The sequence below is a fragment of the Variovorax brevis genome, assembly GCF_030317105.1.
Lineage (GTDB): Bacteria > Pseudomonadota > Gammaproteobacteria > Burkholderiales > Burkholderiaceae_C > Variovorax > Variovorax brevis.
In genome coordinates this window covers 1-18,847 of record NZ_JASZYG010000027.1, presented here as the reverse complement: position 1 = coordinate 18,847, position 18,847 = coordinate 1, and the positions used below count along the sequence as shown (strand labels likewise).

Genomic DNA, 18,847 nt, shown 5'->3' with positions numbered 1-18,847 from the left:
CGAACCGCGTCAATGACCGGCGGCCCGCTCCGCCCCGAAGCCGGTCTGGGCGCGCACGAACTGGGCGGCGAAGGCCTCGCGCTCTCGTTGCGCGCGCGGGCTCCTGTCGAGCTTCGAGGCCACGTACGCCGCCACGAAGGCGAGCGTCATCGAGAACAGCGCCGGATGGTCGTAGGGGAAGATCGCCACCGGATTGCCGAGCACCGCCTTCCACACCCCCGGGGACAGGATCACCAGCACCACCGAGGACACCAGCCCCGCCAACCCGCCGGCCACCGCGCCACGCGTGGTCAGCCCCTTCCAGTACATCGACAGCACCAGCGGCGGGAAGTTGGCCGAGGCCGCGACGTTGAAGGCCAGCGCGACCAGGAACGCGAGGTTCTGTCCCTTGAACACGATGCCCAGCGCGACCGCGATGGCGCCGATCACCAGCGTGGCCTGCTTGGTGACACGCACCTCGGCCGCTTCGTCTGTCCTGCCGCGCCTGATCACGTTGGCGTAGAGGTCGTGGGAGATCGCCGATGCGCCGGCCAGCGCCAGGCCTGAGACCACTGCCAGGATCGTCGCGAAGGTCACCGCCGCGAGGAAGCCGAGGAACACGTTGCCGCCGGTCGCCTTGGCCAGGTGCATCGCCACCATGTTGCCGCCGCCGAGCAGCTTGCCGCCGACCTGGCCGCCTTCGAAGTACTGGGCGTCGGTGCCGACGATCACCACTGCAGCCAAGCCAATGACGAAGCAGGCCAGGAACATGTAGCCGATGCAGGTGTTGGCGACCAACACGCTCTTGCGAGCCTCCCTCGCATTGGGCACCGTGAAGAAGCGCATCAGGATGTGCGGCAAGCCCGACAGGCCGAACACGGTCGCCAGCGCCAGCGAGACGGTGGAGACGGGGTCGGCAAGCAACGAACCCGGACCCAGGATGGCCAGCCCGCTCTTGTGCACGGCCACGGCCTTTGCCGCCAGCGTCTCGAAGCTGAAGCCGAAGTGCGACAGCGACAGCAGCAGCAACAGCGTTCCGCCGATGAGCAGCAGGACGGCCTTGATGATCTGCACCCAGGTCGTGGCGACCATGCCGCCGAAGGTGACGTAGACCATCATCAACACGCCGACACCGACTACCGCGATGTTGTAGTCGATGCCGAACAACAGTTGCACCAACTCACCCGCACCCACGATCTGCACGATCAGGTAGAAGAGCACCACGATCAATGAACTGGTGGCGGCCATCCAGCGCGTGCTCGTGGGGTCGAGCCGGTAGGACACGATGTCGACGAAGGTGAACTTGCCCAGGTTGCGCAGCCGCTCGGCCATCAGGAACAGCATGATCGGCCAGCCGATGAAGAAGCCGACCAGGTAGACGAACCCGTCGAAGCCGCGCGCATAGACCATGCTGATGGCGCCGAGCAGCGTGGCCGCCGACATGTAGTCGCCCGCCACCGCCAGCCCGTTCTTCGTGCCGCTGATGCCGCCGCCGGCGGTGAAGAAATCGCTCGCAGTCTTGCTGCGGCCCGCGGCGCGGTAGGTGATGCCGAGCGTGATCGCGACGAACACGACGAACATCGCGATCGCGGTGAGGTTCAGGGGCTGTTTCTGGCCGCCTTCCACCGCGGGCCCGGCCCACGCCAGGCCATGGGCGAGCAGCGACAGGGTGGCCAGGGCGAAGGTCGATTGGCTGCGGCTCATTTCGTGGCCTCCTCGAGGATGTCGTTGTTGATGTCGTCGAAGGCGCCGTTGGTGCGCCGCACGTACAGCCAGGTCAGGACCCAGCCGACGAGGATCACGGCAGTCGCATGGACGATGCCGACGTTGGTCAGCGCGCCCTCGCCCAGCGGCTGCCTGAGCAACCCGGGACGAAAGGCCACGAGGACGGCCAAGCCGAAGTAGGCCGCGAGCGTCAGCACGACAAGGGTCCACGACAGGCGTGCGCGCCGGCCGACGAGCTCGGCGAACCTGGGATGGCGTCGAATGCGCTCGACGGTGGCTGCATGGGACATGAGGATGGTCTCCTGGGTGGTGTGGTCGGGGCCCTACCCTTGAATCGTCTCGACGAGGTCCTGCACCTGCGCCGGCGACGCGGCCGGCGCGGCCGGCGCTGTCGATGGCGCGTTCTTCACCGAGTCAGGCACACCGCCGACGAGGACGCCCGCATCAACGGCTGCGCGCACTTCGCTCTCCGACAAGCCCAGGCCGCGGAACACCTGTTCGTTGTGTTCACCGCGAAACGCCGGCGCGCTGCGCGGGCCGAGTTCGTCGTCTGAGAACCGCCACGGATAGCCGTGGATGAGATACGAACCACCTCGCCGGTCGGGGACTTCCTGCACGGCGCCCCACTGCTTCGCCCAGTCGGTCTCGGCGAGTTCCTTCAGCGAGCGGATCTGGCCGATCGCGATCTTCGCTTCGTCGAGCTGCGCATCGAGCGTCTTCAGGTCGCGGAAGGACAGCATCCATTTCTGGATCTCCGCATGCAGTGCGTCGTAGTTCTGCAAACGCCGCTCAGCGGTACTGAAGCGCGGATCGCGCGCAAGGTCCATGCGGCGCATCGCGCGCAGATAGTTCGGAAACGTGTTGCTGCCGACGATGCTCTGCGCCGCGACAAACGCCTCGCCCCCCGGCCCGACGAAGTGCGGGCCTTCGGTTGCGCCGAGCACGCCTGGCTCCGCGCCGGTATCGATACCCGCGAGATCAAGGTGCGTGCGCTCGTTGATCGACAGCATCACGGCAGCCATCGCGACGTCGATGTACTGGCCCCGGCCAGTCACTTCGCGCTTGCGCACCGCGGCGAGGACGGCAATGGTTGCCTGCAGGCCCGCGTAGACATCTGCGTGCGACAGCGGATCTGTCCATTTACGGCCAGCATCGATACCCTCGAAATGCTGCATCGTGTTGTGCGTGAAGCCGGCTTCGGCTTGCACCGTGGGGGCATAGGCCATGCGCGACGCCCACGGCCCTCGCTGGCCGTAGCCCGTGATGGACACATAGACCAGCTTCGGATTGCGCTGGTTGAGCGTTTCGTAGTCAAGGCCAAATGACTTGAGCGTGCCCGCACGAAAGTTCTCAACGATGATGTCGGCCTCATCGCAAAGGCGCAGCACCAGCTCGCGGGCGTTCCCCACGTTCAAGTCAATGCTGATGTTGCGCTTGCCGCTGTTCTGTTGCGCGTAATAGCCCGACATGCCGTCCTTGTTCGGGAATGCGCTGCGCGACACGTCCGGACGCGGCGGCTCGATCTTGATCACGTCGGCGCCGAGATCGGCGAGCGTGCGTGCACAGAGCGGGCCGGCCAACACCCGCGAGAAGTCGACGACCTTGAGTCCGTCCAACGGTGCAGTCATGTCAGTTCCCTTCGAATTCAGCCGTGCCGGGGCCCGTCTTGCCGAAGACTTCGAGCCCCCGCTGGAGGTCTTGCGACGCCCAGATCGGTTTTTGCAGTTCGAACATCGCTTCGTCGGCGGCGTTCAGGCCTTCGTCGAGCGCGATGCGCACCAGTTGCTTCGTTGCGCCATGTGCAACGGTCGGGCCGGCGGCCAGTTCCTGAGCGACCGACAGCGAAACCTCGTCGAGCTTGTCGTCGGGCACCACCAGGTTGATCAGGCCCCAGCGTTCAAGCGTTGCCGCGTCATAGCGGCGGCCGAGCATCGACATCTCCTTGGCGCGAGCCGGTCCCGCCCGCACCACTTGGCGCTGGACGCCGCCAAGCAAGGGATGGAGGCCGAGCGCGACTTCGACCGAACCCAACTTGGCTGATTCGGCGACCACGCTGTAGTCGCATGCGAGCACCACTTCGAAGCCGCCACCGAGGCAGGTGCCATTGACGGCGGCGACGATCGGAACGGGCAGCGTCTCGAACGCGCGCAGCACTTCGAGCGGATCGACCAGCCCCTTGCCCTGCCGCGCAACGCGATCCGGGAACAGCGACACCTCGGCGCCTGCCGAGAAATGCCGCAATCCGCTGCGCAACAGGATGGCGCGGGAACCGCGCTTGACCGCCGCGTCGAATTCCTCGAGTAGCGCGCGGTACATCGTTGGACCCATGAGGTTGTGCGGACGAAAATTCATCGTCAGCACGGTCACGCGGTCTTTCATCTCACAAATAACGACAGGTTCGCTCATGCTTGCTCCATGTATCTGGCAAAAGGGGGTCGTGGAATTGGGACCTGGCGAAGTCCCCTTGAAGTGAATGCGGGGCGTCAGCCGCGCATGCAGGTTGAGTTCATGCGGCTGCTCCCCGAAGCAACGGGACGCCCGTCAATTGGCAGAGCTCGTCGAACGATATGTCCGCGCAGATTTCAGTGACCTCCAGGCCCGACGGCGTGACGTCGATGACGGCCAGATCGGTATAGATCCTGCTCACGCAGCCCATCCCCGTGACGGGATAGGAGCACCGTTCGACGATCTTGCTTTCGCCCTGCCTGGTCAGATGCTCCATCATCACGTAGACATCTTTTGCGCCCGACGCGAGATCCATCGCACCGCCAACCGCTGGAATGGCGTCGGCTTGCCCGGTGTGCCAATTCGCCAGGTCGCCATTGACCGACACCTGGAACGCGCCCAGGACGCAGTAGTCCAGATGCCCGCCGCGGACCATTGAGAACGAATCGGCATGGTGAAAGAACGCGCCTCCGGGAAGGAGCGTGACCGGCTCCTTTCCTGCGTTGATCAGGTCCTCGTCGTCTTCGCCGGGCGCTGCTGCGGCTCCCATGCCGAGGATGCCGTTCTCGCTGTGCAAGATGATTTCCCGATGCGGGTCCAGATGATTGGCCACCAGCGTCGGTACGCCAATGCCCAGGTTGACGTATGCGCCTTCCGGGATGTCGCGCGCGACTCGCCGGGCCATTTCGATCCGTGTCAGTTTTTTCATTTCCGCGACCTCTAAACCTGCACCACGCGTTGCACAAAAATTCCCGGGGTCACGACGGCCTCTGGATCCAGGGCACCGAGTGGGACGATTTCGCTGACTTGCGCGATTGAAATCGTCGCCGCGCTGGCCATCACGGGGCCAAAATTGCGACCAGACATCCTGTAGGTCATGTTGCCCCATCGGTCGGCGCGATGAGCCTTCACGAGCGCATAGTCGGCCTTCAGCGGCAATTCGAAGACGTAATTCTTGCCATCGATGCTGCGGGATTCTTTTTCTTCAGCGAGTTGGGTTCCATGGCCTGTCGGGGTATAAAAGCCGCCGATTCCGGCGCCCGCCGCCCGCATGCGTTCCGCCAAAGTGCCTTGTGGAACCACTTCAAGTTCCACTTCGCCCGCCCGGTAAGCCGCGTCAAACAAGCTTGCGCCGGCCAAGCGCGGAAAGGAACAAATGAGCTTTCTTACACGCTTGTTCCGGATCAGTGCACCAAATCCTGAATCGTCGGTTCCAGAGTTATTGCTGATGATGGTCAGATCGCGTGCACCCTGCGCAACCAGCGCGTCAACAAGTTGAAATGGAAGGCCAGCTCGCCCAAAGCCGCTGATCATGATGGTTGCACCATCCTTGACGTCTTCCAGCGCGGCGGCGCATGTTTGCAGAATCTTGTTGAGCATGAGGAAAAATCCAAAGCGAAGATCTCAAGGGAAACGAGCAGCCATCAGCCTTCGCTCGGGTCGAATGGAGACGCCCGGTTTTCAAGCTTCCATCTTTTCTCGGCGACCGTATCGGGTCGAGGTGGCCGAATGCTGTCGATCAGCCAAAGCTCGCGCGGTGTTTCGCCGACATGCAACTCGTAGTGATAGCCTCGATCCTGCACAAAGGGTGCAATCGCGGCATTTGCTTTGCGCAGCCAGGACTGTGTCCACTCGGCATCCTTGGAGATATGCCTGGCGAATTGATCCAATCTGATCCTGACAAAATCGTCTCGCGGCACTGCTCCCATGAAGAAGCAGTCTTTCGGCTGTTCGTGAAACAGAACGCCGACGTAGAAGCGCGGAATGATGTAGATGTCGGTGATGCGTCTCGCCATCTCCTGTTTGTCATCTGCCGTGTAGGCGCCGACTGGGTGATAGATATTCCACAAAGGCATTTTGGGTCTCCTTGGTTCAAAGATTGACGTGCTCGAGGCGGCGATAGCGGTAGCCCCAGGGACCGGCTACCCGATTGAATTGATGCTTACGGAAGTGCAGGAATCTTGGGAGGCGGATGCGGCTGCTTGTCAGCTTCCCTTGGGCTTCAAGGGCGACGTGCCCGCCGGGTCCGTCGTGATCAGTTTCTTGTTGACGAATTCCTCGAAGCCGGCCATTGACAGTTCCCTTCCGAATCCAGAATTCTTGACACCGCCAAATGGCAGCTGGGGAATGGTCGAAAACGGTCGATTGACGAACACCATGCCGCTGTCAATACGCCCTGCAATCTGCTCGCCGCGCGCAAGATCGGCGGTCATGACAGAGCCTCCCAGCCCATAGGGCGAATCGTTTGCGAGCTGAATGGCTTCTTCTTCATTTTCGACAACGAAGAAAGAAGCGACGGGACCGAAGAACTCTTCCCGATAGATCGGGTTGCTCGTGCTGACGTTGCTGAGGATCGTGGGTTCAATAAAGAACCCTTCCCGATCGATGCGATGGCCGCCAGTCTCGATTGCTGCGCCGGAGCCCACGGCGCGCTGGATCTGGTCAAGGAGGTGGCCGAGCGCTTTCTCTGACGAAATCGGCCCGAGCGTCGTTTTTGCGTCCGCAGGGTCGCCAGCCTGAAGGGCGGCCATGGCCTTCTTGAAGCCGCTGAGGAATTCCTCGCCGCGCCGTTTGCCGACAACGATGATGCGTTTCGAGCCAACGCAAACCTGTCCGCAATTCAGGGTGCGTCCAATCAATGCGGTATTGATGGCCCATTCAAGTGGTGCGTCCTCCAGGACGATCATCGCGTCGCTGCCACCCAATTCGAGTACGACCTTTTTCAGATTGCGCCCGGCCCGCTCGGCAACTGCGGCGCCGGCTCTTTCACTGCCCGTGAGCGTTACGCCACGCACGCGGGAATCGTCGATGATCCTCCCGGTCTGGTCGATCGACGCGAAAACGTTGGTGTAGACACCCGCCGGTGCACCCGCTTCTTCAAACAGTCGAGCAAAGGCCAGCGCACATTGCGGCACGTTTTCGGCATGCTTCAAGATGAGTACATTGCCAACCATGAGCTGCGGAGCGGCAACGCGGGCGATCTGGTAATACGGGTAATTCCACGGCTCGATACCCAGCAGGACGCCAACCGGATAAACATGGACTTTGGCACCGGACACCGCCGGCAACTGTTTGGGCTCAAGGAACTCGTGTGCGTGCTGCGCGTAATAGTCGAGGATATTTGCTGACAACCTCACTTCGGCGAGTGCTTCGGCAAGCCTCTTTCCCATTTCCAGCGTGATGATCTGCGCATATTCGTTTTCCTTGTCTCGCAGGATGGACGCTGCCTTCGCGATAACATTTGCCCGATCCGCGACCGACCGATGCCGCCAATCCTTTTCAAAAGCATGATGAGCCGTCGCGACAATTGCATCGATGTCGTGGTCCTTTGCACTTTCGAACGTCTTGATCAATTTTCCGGTCGCCGGGTTGATCGTCTGGTATTCCATCTCGTGTCCTCGCTGTGTCAATAAAACATGAATGGAAAAATGGAATCAGACAGCGCCTCGGCTTCTGAATTTTTTTGCATCCATGCAACGTTGTCTTTATTCTGGACGCGGCCCTGGCGGCCGACAATGCCATTGGGAACGGATGCAGCGTTCACTGCCAGTTAACATGGCGCCGCCGACTCTGTGGTCAAAAAGGGGATCTATGGGACGCGCCGGCGAGTGCGCATGTACGGTGCACTGGTGCTGCGCGAGCGCCCTACTCCGGCGCTCACATGACGTGTTATCCGGCGTGTTGAAGGCAGACGCGCCCGCAACCAGTCGATCAGACTGAACCAGTGGCTTGAAGGATCGATTGCGTCACGACGCCTCAGCCATCGCGCGATGGTGATGCCGCCTCGTCGACAGCTGCGACGCGACAAGATGCGGTGACGCTCCGAATTGAAACGCGAGATACAGGATCGCGTAAATCAACACGCCTATTTCCAGCTCTCGGCGTATTCCTTCAATTCTTTCTCAAGGTATTCCACCAGCGCCCGTTTTGCCGGCGACGGGAAGCGGCTTGGAAGCGTCAGGATGTAGAGGCTGTTGAGCTGACCGACGATCCGGTACTGCGGAAGTACCTGCTGCAGATTTTGCGCAGTCGGTCCGTGAATTGCGTAAATCGGAAGAATACCGATGCCCATGCCTTCCAGTACAGCATCGAGAATGAACGGATAGTCCGCCGACTGTAGCGTGGGCTGGATATGGACGAGCTGGGCGTCCGTATCGTCATTTCGATTTCTCAGCTCGATCGTGGACTCCTGGCTTGGCGGCAACCCGATAAAAGTCTGCGACGCGAGGTCCGCGGGGGAGTCAATCGGCCCGCGTCTCTGAAAATAATCCGCGGATGCGCAAAGCACCCAGTCGATTGAACAGGCTTCACGCGCGACGGAATCCAGCGGCGGCGTCCTCTCGATCCGCAGCGCAACGTCGATCTCGGAAGCAATGAGATCGTCGATCCGGTTGTTGAAGGTGACTGCCAGCGAGACTCCCGGATGAATCCGCGCAAATTCGCGCAGCTTGGGTCCGACAAACAACCTGCCGATGCCGGTGGGTACGCTGATGCGAATCCGCCCCGTCAGCGTGTGCCCAAGCATGTCGATGCATGCGCGGGCGTTGTCCAGGTCATCCAGCATGCGCCGTCCGCTGGCGTAGAGCACCTGACCCGCTTCGGTCAACTCGAAACTTCGCGCCGATCGTCGAACAAGTTGCGCTCCTGTTTCACGCTCCAGTACCTTGAGTCGCTGGCTCATGTTCGACGTGGACATATCGAGCTTGCGCGCTGCCGCGGCCAGGCCGTGACACTCGACGATCTCAACAAACAACGTGATCAGATTCAGGTCCATTCGGGATTCTCGACCGCAAGCTTCTTGCCAGCGGCGTTCCAGCAGGCAGGATCCTTTCCCGATGTGCGCCTGAGCTATTTCTTGTCCGTGCCGTCCGGATTGACGGGGATGGTGCCGCTCGGTCCGATACCGGTGATTTGCACAATCACTTCTTCATCCTTCGCGCCGTCGTAGTGAATTTCCTTCGGCGTGTGGACCGCGAATCCGCCTGTCTTCACAGGGGTGGTGGATTGCGGATCGAACTTCGGCCCGGTGCCGGTCCACCAGGTGCCCTTGATGACCGTGACGTAGCGCGCCTCCGGATGCCAATGCGGCTGGCTCATCGTGTTGGGTGCGAATTTCGCGCGGATCGTGTAGATCCCCGCTTTGCCCGGGTCACCGTTGACGACCGTGAAGGTGACGCCCGGCAAGCCGGGATAGTCCTTCCACTGGAGCTTGTCCATGTCGACGATGGAGATCGCATCGTCGCGCGAGCCGGCGGCGGTGACCGTGCCGCTCACGATGAGCGCGACAAGACATGTCGCAATGGCCAGCCAGGCTGAATTGGGCCGATGGGCGTTGGATCCAATCATGCAGGTCTCCTGATGAAGGCGCCCAGCGCCCTGGTTCGTGGCTCTACGCAGCCGGCAGGCTAGCAGGTGGAGCAAGGCATCGCAAGGCGGATTTCAATCCGCGCGCAGCAATGACGGTCCTGCCTTTGCAGCCAGGCGCGCGCTAAGCAAACGCATCCCGCGACCACCGGATGTTCGTCTTCGTGCGATCAAAGAAGGGCGCAAAAACCGAAAGCAGTGCAACACGCCCGCTGTCCACGACAGGGCCATGCACCGTACCGCGAGGGATGAACATCAGGTCACCGGCCTTGACGCGCCGGGTCTCCTCGCCGACCCGGAAACCACACTCGCCTTGCAGGACCAACACGACCTCGTCGTGATCCGGCTGAACGTGAATGACATCGGAATTGCCTTTGAGGATGTTGACGTTGCACGAGAGGTCCTGCCCGTCAAACAGGAACGTGCGTTTGATCGGGTCCCCGGCAGTTGCCGGGTCTGTCGTGAGGGTAGCCAGAGCGTCCTCAAGCCGGTGGAAGTACTGCGAACTCATGAGGATGCTCCTTGACCGTGGCTTGCGAACGTTGACTGGACATCAGTTGCAGCCAGGCGCAGCATTGGGGCGGCTGCCGGCGACGACACCCATGAGCCGTTCGAGACCCAAAACATGGAAAGGAGACCATCATGTACGCAGTGGTAAGACACTATTCTGGAAATGGGACCAGCGAGTTGTTCGACATGCTGGAAGAGCGCAGGGGCGACGTGGAAAGCACCATGCGAGCGGTCAGTGGTTTTGTGAGCTACACACTGGCCCGCAGCGATGACGGCGGATTTTCGGTGACCGTCTGCCAGGACAAGGCCGGTGTCGAAGAGAGCGTTCGCGCGGCGAAAGAATGGGTAGCGAAAAACGCCGCAAATACCGGAGTGGGCGCCCCGAAGGTATCTGAGGGTCCTGTCATCCTTCAGTTGAAATAGCAGCGGCACTTTCCCATCGGCACCATGGCCCGGCGCTGTGGCGACTCAAGTCACAAGCTCTTGCCGGCCTGCAACGCGAGCGACAGGAGGCGCCACGCACCCGCGGCGATCAAGGCCAGGCCGAGCGCCGCGGCCAGGCGTTCTCCGCGCGGCGCGAGCTTTTCGATGGCTACGGCGATCGAAAGCGCAGCGATCCAGGCAAGGTTCATGACCCCGCCGACAAACAGGAGTGCCATCAGCGCCCAGCAGCAGCCGATGCAGAACAGCCCGTGCCGCAGTCCCATCACAAAGGCGCCGCGGACTCCGCCCCGCCATTCGCCGAGCAGGAAACCCATGGGCGTGCGACAGCGCGCCAGGCAGATCCTTTTCAGTGGCGAGAACTGGTAGGCGCCAGCGATCACCAGCAAGGCCCCGTTCAACGGCGCAGAAGTGCTGACGATCATCGGATCCACCCATCCCTGTGCTTGCAGCAGCCACTGCACGGCGGTGGCCGCGGCGCTGAAGGCGAACCACAGCAGCAGGTAAGCCGCCACGAAGCTGCGCCACCGTGCAGGCTCGCCGTTGCGCTTGCACAGGTCATCGAAGACCAGAAGCATCGGCAACGCTGACGGCAGCATCATGGCTGCCATCATCACCGCCCACATGCATCCGGTCGCCAGCACGTTCGTGGCGCTCCAGGCAGGCGATGCCGGCATCGTGAGTTGGGCCAGCGGGTGGCCCATGTTGACCGCCAGCCACGCCAGCAACGCCCACGCGATCACGCTGATCACAAGGATCTGCGTCGTGACCTTGCGCCCGTGCGTCAGGACGGAGCGGGCACTTTGCGAGATGGCGTCCAACAAGGTGGTCATCGGTGCTCTTGCAGAACAAGTTCCAGCGCCTGCCGGTGCTTGCGGATGACGGGCAATCGGCGTAGCGTATCGAGGCTCTCCGATCGACGCAATCACGACCTGCGCGGACCGTACCTGGCGGGTCAACCGAGGAGAATCACGATGGCCTCATGGCAGATCAGTGGCGAATACATGGAGACCTGCAACTGCACGCTGCTGTGTCCCTGCATCATTTCAAACCTCGCGGCGCGGCCCGTTGAAGGCGACTGCAAGGTGGCCATTGCGATGCGCATCGACAAGGGCGCCAAGGACGGCGAGAAGCTTGACGGCTTGTCGTTCATCGTCGTGATGCACTCACCCGGCGCAATGGCGGATGGCAACATCGCGGTCGGACTCATCATTGACGATCGCGCTTCGCAACAGCAGGAGGCGGCCATCACGGCCATCGCCACGGGTGCGGCTGGCGGCCCGATGGCGGCGCTTGCACCGCTCGTGGGTCGCATCGCCGGGGTCGAGCGCCGGCCGATCCAGTTCGATTCGCAGGGTCTGAATCGCGCGGTACGCGCAGCCGAGCTGGTCGATCAGGCCTGCGAGGGCATCCCCAGCGCCAGCGCTCCAGGCGAGGCCCTTGGCGTGGACAACACGCTTCACCCGGTGAACAGCCGGCTGTCCCTGGCGAAGGCCACGCGCAGCCGGTTCAACGTGTTTGGCATGCAGTGGGACGATTCGACGGGCACGCGCAACGCCCACTTTGCTCCGTTTGCGTGGGCTGCATAGGAAGAGGCAACTGTTGCTTCGTTGCTGGAACGCCGATGCAGTTCGCCCCCACGCCGCGAGCGTGTTTGCCGGCTTGTCCTACACCTGCCCTCAGGCCGCTGTCGTGTCCGGCGCTGCGCCTCGCAAGGAATCCCGGGATTCGCCAGGTGTGGTCAGGAGCGCATGAAGCATCCGTGCGATGAGCACGGGCGTGTCGGGCTCGCCGAGGTACTGCGGCCGGCCGAGCACGATGGCGCGCGGAATGGCCAGCAGCACATGGTGGGCGAGAAAGGCAGCCTTCTCGCGGTCGCGTACCAGCACTTCATCAGCAAACTTTTCCATCAACGCCGGCATGGCAACAGCGGACCAGAAGTGCTCCGACTTGACGAGTTCCAGCCGCACCAGTTCCTCGTAGTAAGTCGCCTTGAGGTTGAACTCCGGATCGACTTGCGCCCAACGCTCCAGCGCCGCCAAGCCAAAGCGCAGCAGCGAGACGATGCCCTCGAAGAGTCCCGCTGAAGGCGGCAACGCCGCGATGTGTTCGACCACCTCGCGCCGCGCGTCGCGGCGGTAGTCGTTGAAGATCGCGGCGATCAGCGACTCCATCGTGGGGAAGTACTCGTAGATCGAGCTGACCGCGACGCCCGAGCGCTCGGACAGGTTCTGCACGGTCAACGCATCGCGGCCCTCGCCGTCGAGGATCTCGCGCCCGCTTTGCTTGAGTGCCTCCACCAAGGCGACCGAACGCGTCTGGCGTGGCCGCTTGCGCGGCTGGGCCGGAACCTCGATGCGCACGATGTCGCTGCCGGAGGGCTTCGCGCGGGTCATGTCAGTTCAGGGGGTCACGATGTTGAACGTGGGCTTGAAAGTGTCCATCATGCCGAGCAGTTCGGTGAGCTTGCCGGCATTGCCCTCGACGCGGACGTCGCCTTGCTTGAGCGCCGTCGCGAAGTCCAGCTGCCGCAGGCTGATCCGGTCCAGCACGGACTTGCTCATGCGCACCGCCACGTCGGCCTTCACATGCTGCGTGCCGTCGCGGTGCGTGAGCACGCCGTTGCGCAAGGTCAAGGCAAAGGACTGCTTGACGTCCTCGAAGCGCCAGTTGAGCGTCATGTCGTTGCCCTGCGCCTTCTCGGAATCGAGCCGCACGGCCAGGTAGTCGAAGAACATCGCCGGCGTCGCGCCCTTGACGAGGTCTTCCGTGGGACGGCTCGCCAGCTCGGGCGCGCCGTTGCGCAGGTCGGCCGCGCCCGACAGGTAGATGTTGCGCCAGACGGCCGATTCGCTCTGGTAGCCGAGTTGCTCCAACGCGTCGGCCTGCGCCTCGCGTGCCTCCTTGTTGTCCGGCTCGGCGAAGACCAGGTGGTTGCCGATCTGCACGGCCCAGCGGTAGTCGCCCCGGCCCATCGCGTCGCGCATCTGCGCCAGCACGGCCGCTGCCCCGCCCATCGATGCCACATAGCGCTTGCCTGCATCCACCGGCGGCAGCGGATCGAGGTTGGCCGGATTGGCGTCATAGAAGCCGAGGTAACGCTGGTAGACCGCGCGCACGTTGAAGCTCAGCACGCCGTAGTAGCCGCGCGTGTACCACTTCCTGTCGAGATCGCCCGGCAGCTTCTGGATCGCCGCGGAGATCTCGTTGGGCGTGAGCCCCTGGTTGGCCAGGTGCAGCGTGCGGTCGTTCATGAAGGCGTACATGTCGCGCTGGTCGGCCAGCAGCATGCGGATGTTCTCGCCGCCCCAAGTAGGCCAGCTGTGCTGGGTGAACATCACCTCGGCCTTTTCGCCATAGCGCACGAGGCTGTCGTCGAGGTACCTGGACCAGCCCTTGGCATCGCGCACCTGCGCGCCGCGCGGCGTGAGCAGGTTGTGCATCACGCGCGTGGCGTTCTCGGCCATGCATAGCGCATGTTGCCTGGGCAGGTACATGTGCATTTCGGAGGGCGCCTCGGTGTTGGGCGTGAGCTGGAATTCGATGGGCACGCCATCGATGACGTGCGATTCGAATTCCTTGGTGATGAGCTTCGTCGGCGCAATCAGCGTGATGCTGCCGCTGCGCGGCGTGCCCTTGCCCAGGCCCGCGTCGATCTGCGCGCGCTCGCCGCGCGGCAGCACGGAGCCGCCCTGGTACATGCCGCGGCGGAACATCGCCGTGCCGGCCAGCAAGTTCTCGCTGATCGCCTCTTCCAGGAAGCCGGACGGCGCGTAGATCTTGACCTTGCCGGATTTCACATCCGCCTCGTCGACCACGCCGCGCACGCCGCCGAAGTGATCGATATGGCTGTGGGAGTAGATCACCGCCACCACCGGCCTGGCGGGGCGATGCTGGCGATACAGCGCGAGTGCGGCGCGAGCCGTCTCGGCGCTCATCAGCGGGTCGATGATGATGAGGCCGCGGTCGCCTTCGATCACCGTCATGTTGGCCAGGTCCATGCCGCGCAGCTGGTAGACGCGGTCGGTGACCTTGAAGAGGCCTGCGCGCGCATTGAGCTGGGCATGGCGCCAGAGGCTCGGGTTCACGGTGGCGGGGGCCTGGTCGGGCTGAAGGAAGTCGTAGGCATGCGAGTCCCACACGACCTGCCCTGCGTCGTTCCTGATCTGGCCGTCGAAGGGCGCGATCAGGCCGCGACCGGCTGCTTCGAAATCGGCACGGTCCTCAAAGGGCAGTTGCTTGAGCACCGCGGCGTTGCGTGAGGCCGTGGCTTCGCTGGCGGCCTTGGCGGGGCCGGCCGGGGCCGCATCCGTCGGCGCGGCCTGAATTGAACCGAAGGCCAGCGCGAGAGACAGCGCCATCGCCGTTGCCTTGAAATGCTTCATGTCTGTTCCTGGATTTCGGTCAGGGGGCGCAGCGCCGAATCGAAGTCGGCCATGGAAGGGAAGGCCAAGGGCCGCAGCGCGTCGATCTCGTGCAGGCGTTCGCGGTATTGCTGCATCAACTCATCGCGCTGCTCAGGTTGGATATAAGGAACGTGCCAGGCCACGAACGGCGGGAGCACCGTCATGCCCGTGTAGCCGAGCGTGCCGCGCAGGATCGGGCGCAGCATCTCCTCGAGTTCGCCATGGATGCCACCCTCGCACAGCATGTGCGGCTGGCCGCCGATCGTCACGGCGATCATCGCCTTCTTGCCCTTGAGGCCGCCACGGTCGTAGAAGCGCATGCCGCCGTAGCACAGCCCCGAGATCAGGACGCGATCGATCCAGCCTTTCAGGATGGCGGGCATCGAGAACCAGTAGATCGGGAAGTTGAAGATGACCAGGTCTGCGCGCTGCAGCTTGTCGAGCTCGGCCAGGATGTCGGGCGCCAGCGTTTTCGTCTCGTAGCCGTGACGCTGCTCGAGCGCGTAGACCAGATGCTCCGGGTTGGCGCGGCTTCCGAAGTCGTCGGCGTCGGCGACGGCCTTCCACTGCATCGCATAGAGATCGGAGACCTCGACCTCGTGGCCTTGGGCACGCAGTTCATGCGTCGCGGCTTTCATCATCGATGTGCAGAAGGAGCCGGGCTCGTTGTGCGCGTGGACGATCAGGACATTCATCGGGCGCGCTCCTTCATTTCGCCCGCGCTGCGGCAAGCTTTTCTTGCAGCGCATCGATGCGGCGATGGTTGTCGTCGGAACCGATGTAGCTGCGAAACAGCCACTCCTGCACGCGCATCGCGCCATCGAGGTCCTGGTTCAGCACCTGGTTCGACAGCCGCTTGGTCTCTGCCAGCGTCGTGCGGTCATACGAGGCCATCTCGCGCGCAATGGTTTCCACCGAAGCAAGCAGCTCGCCTTCCGGAAACACCTGGCTCACATAGCCCATGCGCAGGGCCTCTTCCGCACCGTAGATGCGCCCGGTGAGCGCCACTTCCTTCGCGCGGCCCAGTCCGATGATGCGCCACAGCGGATCCATGATCGGCGTGAGCGACAGCACGACTTCGCGCTGGCCGAACTTGGCGCGGGTGGACGCGTAGCGGATGTCGCACATCATCGTGAGGTCGAAGCCACCGGCGATGGCGGCGCCGCCGACAGCGCAGATCACCGGCTGCGGGCAGAACAGCACCGCGCGGTAGGCGCGGTGGAACAGCGCCACGTAAGCCTCGTTCGAGACCTTTTCGAGCTTGCGGATTTCGTTGAGGTCGAAGCCGGCGGAGAAGTACTTCTCGCCACCGGTCAGGACGATCACGTTGACGTCATCGCGCTCGCCGAGCGTGGTGAACATCGAGCTGACTTCATCGAGCACATCGGGCGCAAGCGCATTGCCTTTGTCCGGCCGATGGATGGTGACGGTGGCGACCTTGTCGCGCACGTCGAGCTGGAGGTACTGGTACTCCATCTGCGTCACCCGAGGCTGCGCGCAATGATGAGCTTCTGGATGTGACTCGTGCCTTCATAGATCTTCGTCACACGCACGTCGCGGTAGTAGCGCTCCACGGGGAAGTCGGTCAGGTAGCCATATCCGCCATGGATCTGCAGCGAGTCGGAGCACACCTTCTCGGCCATTTCGCTCGCAAAGAGCTTGGCCATCGATGCCTCCTTGGCGCAAGGCAAGCCGGCCTCGCACAGGCGCGCTGCATAGAGCATGTACTGCTGCGCCACGTCCACCTGCGTTGCCATGTCGGCCAGGTCGAAGCCCACGCCCTGCAGCTTGAAGATGGGTGCGCCGTAGGCCTCGCGCTCCTTCGCATATTTCACCGCCGCATCCAGGGCGGCACGCGCTGCGCCGATGGCCACGGCCGCGATGGCCACACGGCCTTCGGAGAGCGAGGCCATGATGCGCTTGTAGCCCGAGCCCTCTTCGCCCAGGATGTTTTCCACCGGCACGCGGCAGTCGTCCAGCTGGATCTGCGCGACATGCGCCGAGCGCTGGCCAAGCTTGTCTTCCACGCGCGAGACCTTGTAGCCGGGGTCCTTGGCATTCACGATGAGCAGGCTGCTGCCGTTCTTGCCCGCGGCCTTGTCCGTCACGGTCAGCACCAGGCCCACGCCGGCTTCGCTGCCGTTGGAGATGAACTGCTTGCTGCCATTGACGACGTAGTGATCGCCGTCACGGCGCGCCGTGGTGCGGAAGGCGGCGGTGTCCGAACCCGCATGTGGCTCGCTGAGCAGGAAGGCGCCGATGTGCTCGCCGGACGCCAGCTTGGGCAGAAACTCCTGCTTCTGCGCCTCGGTGCCGGCCCGGCTGATCATGAAGCCGACCGAGTTGTGCACGTGCATCAGCGTGGCAAAGCCCGCGTCCACAGCGGCGAACTCCTCGATCACCAGGCAGTACTCGACAAAGCTGGCGCCCGACCCACCGTAGGCCTCGGGCGTGAGCATGCCCATGAAGCCGAGTTCGCCGACAGTGGCGAGTTCACGATGGGGCCACGCGCAGGTGCGGTCGCGTTCGGCCGCGGTGGGCGCGACGACTTCGGCCGCCACCTTGCGCGCCGAGTCGCGGATCATGATTTCCTGTTCGCTCAGGAAGGCTGCGGAGTTGTCGTTCATGCTTGTCCGGGCTCTGGTTCGTTGAATGCCGTCCAGCTTAGGAGCGAGGGGCCTGTGTTCGCCCCCTTCTTTTTGGGGTGGGTGGGGGCTCGGCGGTCACGCGGTCACGGATAGGGGGCTGGATCACGCCGACCTCCCAGAAACAGGGGGGTCTGGACGCGCCGTGCACTTCTAGAGTGACCGCCATGATCCAAACCACATGGCATGAGCGTGTCGCCGTGCTCGCACTCGACCGCCCTGCGTCGCTGAACGCACTCGACCCCGAACTCCTGCACGCCCTTGGCACGGCCATGTCTGATGCCCTGGACGGCCACGCCACAGCGCTCGTGCTTACCGGCACAGGTCGCGCCTTCTCGGCGGGCGCCGACCTGCGCTGGTTCGCGCAACGCAGCGCACAAGGCGTCGAAGCGCAACGCATTGCGTTGAAAGAGATGCTGGAAGCCGGTGGCAGCGTCGTTCGGGCCATTCTGGAAGCGCCCGTTCCCGTGGTCTCTGCCATCAACGGACCCTGCATCGGCGGCGCGTTGGGCATCGCGCTGGCTGCGGACGTTGCACTGGCCGGCCGCTCGGCCTACTTCTCGCTGCCGCAGGTACCCCAGCTCGGCATCGTGCCGGACCTGGGCGCCAGCTGGCTGCTCCCGCGCCTGGTCGGACGGCCGCGTGCGATGGGCATGTCCCTGTTCGGCGACAGGATCCACGCCGGGCAGGCCGAACAATGGGGCATGGTCTGGAAGTGCGTCGACGATGCCGATCTGCAGGCGCAGGCGCTTTCGATTGCACGGCAGCTTGCGGCCGCGCCCGCGCAGGCGGTCATCGGCACCCGACGGCTGCTCGATGAGGCCTTTGCATGCCCCATGGAACAGCAGCTCTCCGAAGAGGGGCGCCGGCAAATGGATCTGGTGAAACCTCTCGCGGCCCGCTGACATCTTCTGGCTAGGGTCGCTTCAGGAAGCAGGTCGCTGTCGCGGTGGCAAGGAGCTTGCCGTCCCTGGCCTTCAGGGTGCCCTCGGACGTCGCAATGTTCCGCGAGATGTGGACCCGACGCGTGAGACTCAAATGGGAAATGGTGAGGAGGAGCCAGGGGGGCGTGACGAGGACGTTGCGTATCCCCCTCCGCGAATGTCCCCCGGCCTTCGGCCTCCTCCTTGATTTCGCTGCGCGGGACACCCAACGCCCTCGGCACGTGGAACGGTCCGTTGTTCCGGCTGTTCAACCACTGCGCGTCTGGATCACGTCGATGGTGTGCTCCCCGCAGCGAAATCAAGGAGGGGCGGGCTCAACCCGTCGATGCAACACTTCAAAGACGAATCGAGGTGTTAATTGACGATGAGCACAGGTCAGCGAATTCAT

21 protein-coding genes are annotated in these 18,847 nt (G+C 63.3%); 3 read left to right on the top strand and 18 right to left on the bottom strand.

Annotated features, from left to right (window positions below; genetic code table 11):
- Nucleotides 1-9: 9 nt before the first annotated feature.
- From actP to QTI66_RS35580, 12 genes are all read right to left on the bottom strand, one after another.
- Nucleotides 10-1,683, bottom strand: a complete 1,674-nt coding sequence (actP, locus tag QTI66_RS35635) for a cation/acetate symporter ActP (protein ID WP_286565099.1) — start codon at nucleotides 1,681-1,683, stop codon at nucleotides 10-12.
- Nucleotides 1,680-1,994, bottom strand: a complete 315-nt coding sequence (locus QTI66_RS35630) for a DUF485 domain-containing protein (protein WP_286565098.1) — start codon at nucleotides 1,992-1,994, stop codon at nucleotides 1,680-1,682. The genes actP and QTI66_RS35630 overlap by 4 nt, the downstream gene beginning before the upstream one ends.
- 33 nt (nucleotides 1,995-2,027) lie before the next feature.
- Nucleotides 2,028-3,332, bottom strand: a complete 1,305-nt coding sequence (locus QTI66_RS35625) for a CaiB/BaiF CoA transferase family protein (protein ID WP_286565097.1) — start codon at nucleotides 3,330-3,332, stop codon at nucleotides 2,028-2,030.
- A 1-nt stretch (nucleotide 3,333) separates the two neighbouring features.
- Nucleotides 3,334-4,110, bottom strand: coding sequence for an enoyl-CoA hydratase/isomerase family protein (locus QTI66_RS35620; protein ID WP_286565096.1), 777 nt, complete (start codon nucleotides 4,108-4,110; stop codon nucleotides 3,334-3,336).
- Between the two features lie 100 nt (nucleotides 4,111-4,210).
- Nucleotides 4,211-4,858: a 3-oxoacid CoA-transferase subunit B gene (locus QTI66_RS35615; RefSeq protein WP_286565095.1), complete on the bottom strand. Its 648-nt coding sequence runs from the start codon at nucleotides 4,856-4,858 to the stop codon at nucleotides 4,211-4,213.
- Between the two features lie 11 nt (nucleotides 4,859-4,869).
- Entirely contained in the window at nucleotides 4,870-5,529 is a 660-nt protein-coding gene (locus QTI66_RS35610) for a 3-oxoacid CoA-transferase subunit A (protein ID WP_286565094.1), read from the bottom strand.
- Between the two features lie 44 nt (nucleotides 5,530-5,573).
- Entirely contained in the window at nucleotides 5,574-6,005 is a 432-nt protein-coding gene (locus tag QTI66_RS35605) for a tautomerase family protein (protein ID WP_286565093.1), read from the bottom strand.
- A gap of 129 nt (nucleotides 6,006-6,134) precedes the next feature.
- Complete coding sequence (locus tag QTI66_RS35600; RefSeq protein WP_286565092.1) at nucleotides 6,135-7,538, bottom strand: NAD-dependent succinate-semialdehyde dehydrogenase; 1,404 nt, start codon at nucleotides 7,536-7,538, stop codon at nucleotides 6,135-6,137.
- A gap of 17 nt (nucleotides 7,539-7,555) precedes the next feature.
- Nucleotides 7,556-7,693, bottom strand: a complete 138-nt coding sequence (locus QTI66_RS35595; RefSeq protein WP_286565091.1) for a hypothetical protein — start codon at nucleotides 7,691-7,693, stop codon at nucleotides 7,556-7,558.
- A gap of 321 nt (nucleotides 7,694-8,014) precedes the next feature.
- Entirely contained in the window at nucleotides 8,015-8,923 is a 909-nt protein-coding gene (locus tag QTI66_RS35590; RefSeq protein ID WP_286565090.1) for a LysR family transcriptional regulator, read from the bottom strand.
- Between the two features lie 74 nt (nucleotides 8,924-8,997).
- Complete coding sequence (locus QTI66_RS35585; protein ID WP_286565089.1) at nucleotides 8,998-9,495, bottom strand: cupin domain-containing protein; 498 nt, start codon at nucleotides 9,493-9,495, stop codon at nucleotides 8,998-9,000.
- Between the two features lie 142 nt (nucleotides 9,496-9,637).
- Complete coding sequence (locus QTI66_RS35580) at nucleotides 9,638-10,024, bottom strand: cupin domain-containing protein (protein ID WP_286565088.1); 387 nt, start codon at nucleotides 10,022-10,024, stop codon at nucleotides 9,638-9,640.
- Between the two features lie 131 nt (nucleotides 10,025-10,155).
- Here QTI66_RS35580 and QTI66_RS35575 point away from each other — a divergent pair, with 131 nt between their 5' ends.
- Nucleotides 10,156-10,446, top strand: coding sequence for a hypothetical protein (locus tag QTI66_RS35575; RefSeq protein WP_286565087.1), 291 nt, complete (start codon nucleotides 10,156-10,158; stop codon nucleotides 10,444-10,446).
- A gap of 50 nt (nucleotides 10,447-10,496) precedes the next feature.
- Here QTI66_RS35575 and QTI66_RS35570 read toward each other — a convergent pair whose 3' ends face one another.
- Nucleotides 10,497-11,297: a DUF2182 domain-containing protein gene (locus tag QTI66_RS35570; protein WP_286565086.1), complete on the bottom strand. Its 801-nt coding sequence runs from the start codon at nucleotides 11,295-11,297 to the stop codon at nucleotides 10,497-10,499.
- Between the two features lie 141 nt (nucleotides 11,298-11,438).
- On the opposite strand from QTI66_RS35570, the gene QTI66_RS35565 reads away from it, so the two are divergent.
- Entirely contained in the window at nucleotides 11,439-12,053 is a 615-nt protein-coding gene (locus QTI66_RS35565) for a DUF1326 domain-containing protein (RefSeq protein ID WP_286565085.1), read from the top strand.
- A gap of 90 nt (nucleotides 12,054-12,143) precedes the next feature.
- On the opposite strand, the gene QTI66_RS35560 is transcribed toward QTI66_RS35565, so the two are convergent.
- Genes QTI66_RS35560 through QTI66_RS35540 form a run of 5 tightly spaced genes read right to left on the bottom strand, consistent with a single transcriptional unit; the run spans nucleotide 12,144 to nucleotide 17,497 of the window.
- Entirely contained in the window at nucleotides 12,144-12,860 is a 717-nt protein-coding gene (locus tag QTI66_RS35560; protein WP_286565084.1) for a TetR/AcrR family transcriptional regulator, read from the bottom strand.
- Between the two features lie 6 nt (nucleotides 12,861-12,866).
- On the bottom strand, nucleotides 12,867-14,849 hold the full coding sequence (locus QTI66_RS35555) for an alkyl/aryl-sulfatase (protein WP_286565083.1): 1,983 nt from the start codon (nucleotides 14,847-14,849) through the stop codon (nucleotides 12,867-12,869).
- Nucleotides 14,846-15,565 (bottom strand): NAD(P)H-dependent oxidoreductase, encoded by a 720-nt coding sequence (locus QTI66_RS35550; RefSeq protein ID WP_286565082.1) that lies wholly within the window; start codon nucleotides 15,563-15,565, stop codon nucleotides 14,846-14,848. Before QTI66_RS35550 ends, QTI66_RS35555 begins: the two co-directional genes overlap by 4 nt.
- A 13-nt stretch (nucleotides 15,566-15,578) precedes the next feature.
- Entirely contained in the window at nucleotides 15,579-16,346 is a 768-nt protein-coding gene (locus tag QTI66_RS35545; RefSeq protein ID WP_286565145.1) for an enoyl-CoA hydratase/isomerase family protein, read from the bottom strand.
- A 5-nt stretch (nucleotides 16,347-16,351) separates the two neighbouring features.
- Entirely contained in the window at nucleotides 16,352-17,497 is a 1,146-nt protein-coding gene (locus QTI66_RS35540) for an acyl-CoA dehydrogenase family protein (protein ID WP_286565081.1), read from the bottom strand.
- A 185-nt stretch (nucleotides 17,498-17,682) separates the two neighbouring features.
- Between QTI66_RS35540 and QTI66_RS35535 the strand changes: the two genes are divergently transcribed.
- Nucleotides 17,683-18,420 (top strand): enoyl-CoA hydratase/isomerase family protein, encoded by a 738-nt coding sequence (locus tag QTI66_RS35535; protein ID WP_286565080.1) that lies wholly within the window; start codon nucleotides 17,683-17,685, stop codon nucleotides 18,418-18,420.
- The last annotated feature ends 427 nt before the right edge of the window (nucleotides 18,421-18,847 follow it).